General features: G+C 69.9%; 6 protein-coding genes and 1 pseudogene. 3 read left to right on the top strand and 4 right to left on the bottom strand.

What is annotated here, in order from left to right; all coding sequences use genetic code 11:
* Positions 1-203: pseudogene (locus AB0J09_RS57260) on the bottom strand (hypothetical protein); the annotation flags it as partial.
* A 98-nt stretch (positions 204-301) separates the two neighbouring features.
* Between AB0J09_RS57260 and AB0J09_RS57255 the strand changes: the two are divergent.
* A complete protein-coding gene (locus AB0J09_RS57255) occupies positions 302-637 on the top strand; it encodes an Lrp/AsnC family transcriptional regulator (RefSeq protein ID WP_360711274.1) in 336 nt (111 codons plus the stop codon).
* An 18-nt stretch (positions 638-655) separates the two neighbouring features.
* Here the strand turns inward: AB0J09_RS57255 and AB0J09_RS57250 are convergent, their stop codons facing one another.
* Both AB0J09_RS57250 and AB0J09_RS57245 read right to left on the bottom strand, forming a co-directional pair.
* A complete protein-coding gene (locus tag AB0J09_RS57250; protein WP_360711271.1) occupies positions 656-1,507 on the bottom strand; it encodes a hypothetical protein in 852 nt (283 codons plus the stop codon).
* Positions 1,508-1,821: 314 nt separating this feature from the next.
* Positions 1,822-2,688 (bottom strand): hypothetical protein, encoded by an 867-nt coding sequence (locus AB0J09_RS57245; RefSeq protein ID WP_360711269.1) that lies wholly within the window; start codon positions 2,686-2,688, stop codon positions 1,822-1,824.
* A 225-nt stretch (positions 2,689-2,913) separates the two neighbouring features.
* Between AB0J09_RS57245 and AB0J09_RS57240 the strand changes: the two genes are divergently transcribed.
* Positions 2,914-3,273, top strand: a complete 360-nt coding sequence (locus tag AB0J09_RS57240; RefSeq protein WP_360711266.1) for a hypothetical protein — start codon at positions 2,914-2,916, stop codon at positions 3,271-3,273.
* A 12-nt stretch (positions 3,274-3,285) separates the two neighbouring features.
* Here the strand turns inward: AB0J09_RS57240 and AB0J09_RS57235 are convergent, their stop codons facing one another.
* On the bottom strand, positions 3,286-4,170 hold the full coding sequence (locus tag AB0J09_RS57235) for an NAD(P)H-binding protein (protein ID WP_360711264.1): 885 nt from the start codon (positions 4,168-4,170) through the stop codon (positions 3,286-3,288).
* A 70-nt stretch (positions 4,171-4,240) separates the two neighbouring features.
* Here AB0J09_RS57235 and AB0J09_RS57230 point away from each other — a divergent pair.
* A partial coding sequence (locus AB0J09_RS57230; RefSeq protein ID WP_360711261.1) for a LysR family transcriptional regulator occupies positions 4,241-4,479 on the top strand: 239 nt, incomplete at its 3' end.

The following is a 4,479-nucleotide window of genomic DNA, read 5'->3' as shown; positions in this document are numbered from 1 at the left end:
GCATGCGGTTCGGCGACGATGGTGCCGTGCAGGGCGGTCACGGCGAGGATCGCCAGGATGCCCACCGGCATCCACGCCGACAGTTGCCGCACGATCGCCGAGGTGCGCAGCGTGCGCAGCACCGCGAAGGGGACGGCACGCAGGGCGAGCGTGATCGTGAAGACGATCGCGAGGACCGCGATGAGGTAGCCGGTGCTAGGCATCGGCGGCCTCCAGAGCGGATCGGCGGGCGGTGAGCGCGTGGCGGGCCAGCAGCAGGCCGACGAACAGCAGCAGCGCGGTGAACATGGCGACGCCCGGGGTGAGAACGAGAGCGACGGCGACGGAGGGCGTCATCCGCGGCTACCGGGCCGTCATCGACCCCGCCGCCGTGGGCCGGTCCTTCGAGGTCCTGATCGACCTCACCCTCGACGCCCAGGACGCGGAGACGGTCGAGCGATTCGAGCAGGCCCTGGCGCAGGCCGAGGAGGTCCTTGAGCTGCGCCGGCTGTTCGGCAGCCCCGACTACTTCGCGCGCGTGGCCGTCGCCGACCTGGCCGCCTATGAGACCTTCCTCAGTCAGCACGTCATGACCATCCCGCGCGTCAGGGGCGTCACCTCGCACTTCACGATGAAGAACGTCAAGCCGGCCCCGTAGGACCGGAGCTTCGGCTCGTCAAGGCTGAGGGACGAGCTGGATGCGGATGCTGTTGTCGTACGGGACCACGATCGTCTGGTCGCGTCCGAGTTTCCACTTCGGGGTGACCAGGAAGAGCCGGCCGCCGGAGGCGAGGAGCAGCCGGAAGCCGCGGTAGCGGTGCGCGAAGTTCGGGTCCTTGGCGGTGGTGCTGAGGGGGATGTGGGTGATGCCGAGAGGGACGTCCTGCAGGGGCTCCTTCACATCGAGGATGACCTCGGCGCGCGTCTGCAGCTTCTGCGCATCTTCCTCGCCGAGGCCGATGCCGTAGGCCCAGGCGATCTGGGTCGAGGCCCAGAACAGCCCGGCGACGGCCAGGCCGAGCGCGCTCAGCGCGCCGTTCCTGGCCAGGCGTGGTGACATGAGCGGGCGGCCGCGGTTCTTGCCGTGGATGTGGATCCCGTACGCCACGGTGGCCGGGCCGAACGCCAGCGCGAACGGGGTGGGATTGATGCTGGTGCTGGTGCTTGAGTCCTGAAGGAATATGCCGATCATCGCGCGGCCGACCATGAGCACGCCGACGAGCGCGATGCCGGCGGCCAGGAAGGTGTTGGTGACGTCGCCGGGGCGGCGGGCGAGCTGCCAGGACACGACGGCGTGGACACCGATGACCAGCAGCGCGCCGAGACAGATCATCGCGGCCGGGACGTACACGACCTCGAGGCCGTCGAGGAGCAGGCTCTGGTTGGACAGGCCCGTCATCTCCAGGGAGACGCCGAAGTAGTCGTAGCGGGCGCGGGTCGCCACGTAGCCGAAGTAGATCAGCAGCGCGGTCACCAGCGTGGTGGGGCCTATGGCCTCGGCGAGCTTCCGAACCCGTGCCGAAATCACCTCCTGGCCACTCGCCGCCTCTTGCCCGCCAGACGTCTCCTGCTCGGCTCCGGTTTCACCCCCGAGCTCCGGTGCTCGCGTCGGTGCGGCCGGAGGTGCGCTCGCCGCCGCGGGCTCGTGCGCGTCCGGCGCGTGCCCTTGCGCGGTGACCATGGGCTCTCGCGTGGCGGGCGTGGGCTCTTGCGCGGTGGGTGCCGGTGACCGGTCGGCGGTTGGGTCGTCGCCTGCCGGCAACGGTTCTCGCGCGGCCGCCGGCCGTTCACTCGCCCTTGGCCGGTCGGGTGGTCCAGTGGACAGTTGGGTCTCGCCTGTCATCAGCCCTCCGGAGTCGTGGCCGAGTCCCCGCTGGTCGTCCCGTCGTCCGACGTGCCCGACCCGTCGTTCTGCGTGCCCGAGTCCTCGTTCGAGGTGCCCGAGTCTTCCGTGGAGGTGCCGGTGTCGTCCGGTGCCGGCTCGGGGGAGGTGTCCGAGTTGTCCTCGCCGTCCGGGGTGCCGGAACCGCCGATGTAGAACTCGAACTTCGGGACGTTGTTGGCGGTCGTGCCGCTCACCTCCACCGGCGTCTCCGCCGTCGGGGGCGGGCCGCCCCAGTCGTGGACCTCGTCGCAGGGTGGGTCCTCGACGTTGACGCACATGTACCGGTAGTGGACCACCGCCTGGATGACGTACGGGCGGTCGGAGGCGTCACCCGTGATGATCGCTCCCGCGATGCACTGGTAGCCGGTCAACACCCGGACCCCCTGGCACAGGGGGTCGCCGGTGCGTTCGCAGTGCCCAGGAGCCGATCTGGCGGTGGCATGGCCGGGGCCCGACTCCACGGTGAAGGAGACGGACTCGATCGTCGCGACGGTGGAGGTCTTGTTGATGATGGTGACGCACCCGTCGTCGCCGGGGGAGCCGTCGAGGCGCACGCCGTTCCAGTGGACGCTGTGGCGGTTGTTCTGCGCCTCCTGCGGCGTGGACCCGCCGCCCGGCGGCTGCCCGTCGTCAGTGCCCGTGCCCTGGTCGGGCGTGTCGTCGGTCGAGCCGTCGGGGGTGTCCGTCGAGCCGTCCGGGGTGTCCGGACCGCCCGCGGGGGCGTTCGTCCCGCTGCCGGCCACCGGCTCCGCTCCGTTGCTCGTGGCGACGCCGACCAGCCAGACGATACCGAGGATCGCCACGAGGCCGAGAACGCCGGCCATGATGAGGACGCGTGACCGCGATGGCGCCATGGATGCCCCCGGGGAACGTCGCTGGTTCCTTCCGAAGCCTCAGAATCAACTCCCCCGGCAGGGAGCGCAAGAGTATCCCCCTACTCAGTGCGGTACGGCTCGAACGATCAGGGTGCCGCGACCCTCGCAACCAAGTTCGCCGAGGTGCCACCCTCTGTAAGCCGACGTGTGGGCGGGGAACGGTACATTACGCGCATGCCCTCCGCTCCACGCCCCGACGACCGCGTCGCGTCCGCGTTCCGGTTCGCCACCGAACTGGTCGCCTGGGTCGCGACCCCGTGGGCCCTCGCCCCGCATTCCGTGCTGCTGGCCGTGCTGTCGGTCGTGGTGCTGATCGGGCTGCCGACGCTGTTGTCCACTCCGGGCGACAAGCGGAACGTGATCGTCGCGGTGCCGGGGCCGGTGACGATCGTGCTGGTTCTTCTGCAACTCGTGGCCGCGGTGGCGGCGGCGTGGGCCGCCTGGCACGTGTTCGCCGCCGCGCTGGTGTCCGTGCTGGCCTTGGTCACCCTCGTCCTGGAGCTGCCACGCTGGCGGTGGCTGGTCTCCCGGTAAGGGGCAGGACCATCACGATGACTGCGAGAAGGCCGGCTTGAGTACGTCCTCGCACCATTGGCGGAAGCTGGTGGGGGTGGTGGACTGCGGGGTGCGCGGCTGGGTGTTGTAGATGCCCCGATCGACCTCGGTTGTCATGTCGATCATGCCTTGGGCCCACGCCTCGCTCATCCCGTGCCGCATCAGGGTGGCCTTGTAGGCCTCGCCGGGGACCTGCTGGAAGCGGACTGGTCGCTCCAGGACCTCCGACATGATCTGCGCCATGTCGTCGGCGGACAGGTCCTCGGGCCCGAGGATCGGGACGCCGCCCTGGCCGCTCCAGGAATCATCGAGCAGCAGCTCGGCCGCGACGGCCGCGATGTCGCGGGTGGCGCAGGCCGGGAGCCTGCGATCCCCGGACATCGGGAGGAAGAACACGCCTTGGCTCTTGATCGGCTCGATCTGCCGGAGCATGTTCTCCATGAAGCCCGGCATCTCCAGGGCCCGGTAGCTCACGCCGGTCTTCTCGATCAGCTCGTCCATGGCCAGCGCCGCCGATATCTGCCCGGCGTTCTTCGCCACCCCGCGGCCCAAGGTCGAGACGCCGACGACTCGCTGGACGCCCTGGCTTGTGATGGCCTCGCACAGCGGCTGGGTGAAGCTCAGGCAGTGACCCTCGACGCTCGCGGCGCCGGGGTCGGGGGGCACGACCCAGAACACGCAGTCGGCGCCGGCGAGCGCCTCGGTGAGGACGTCGGGGTCGTTGTGCGATCCCGGCACGACCTCGACCCGTTCGCGTACACGCGGGGCGAGCCGGGAGGGGTCGCGTGCGATCACGCGGATCGCCTCCGCGCTGTCGAGGATGTTGTCGAGGACCTGCCGGCCGATCTGGCCGGTGGGAGTGGTGATGAGGATCATGCGGCCCAGTCAACCGGGACCGCCGGCAGACCTGAAGGACCGATCTGATCACCATTGATACCCTGGAAGTATGAATGATCTGGAGGTGCGACAGCTCCGGTACTTCGTCACCGTCGCGGAAGAGCTTCACTTCGGCCGCGCGGCCGAGCGGCTGGGCATGGCGCAGCCCCCGCTCTCCCGGGCGATCCGTGATCTGGAACGCCAACTGGGCGTGCGGTTGCTCGAGCGCACCACGCGTCAGGTCACGCTCACGACGGTCGGGGAGGTCTTCCTGCGGGATGCCCGTACCGTGCTGGACGCGGTCGCCGC

This window comes from Nonomuraea sp. NPDC049784 (assembly GCF_040659615.1).
In the GTDB taxonomy this organism is placed as follows: domain Bacteria; phylum Actinomycetota; class Actinomycetes; order Streptosporangiales; family Streptosporangiaceae; genus Nonomuraea.
Note: the sequence above shows the minus strand (reverse complement) of the source record. Positions and strands in the feature narration are given on the sequence as shown.

Bases quoted from the DNA above. Each gene is read 5' to 3' on its own strand.
- AB0J09_RS57245 (WP_360711269.1), bottom strand. From the start codon at position 2,688: ATGGCCGGCGTTCTCGGCCTCGTGGCGATCCTCGGTATCGTCTGGCTG.
- AB0J09_RS57240 (WP_360711266.1), top strand. From the start codon at position 2,914: ATGCCCTCCGCTCCACGCCCCGACGACCGCGTCGCGTCCGCGTTCCGG.
- AB0J09_RS57235 (WP_360711264.1), bottom strand. From the start codon at position 4,170: ATGATCCTCATCACCACTCCCACCGGCCAGATCGGCCGGCAGGTCCTC.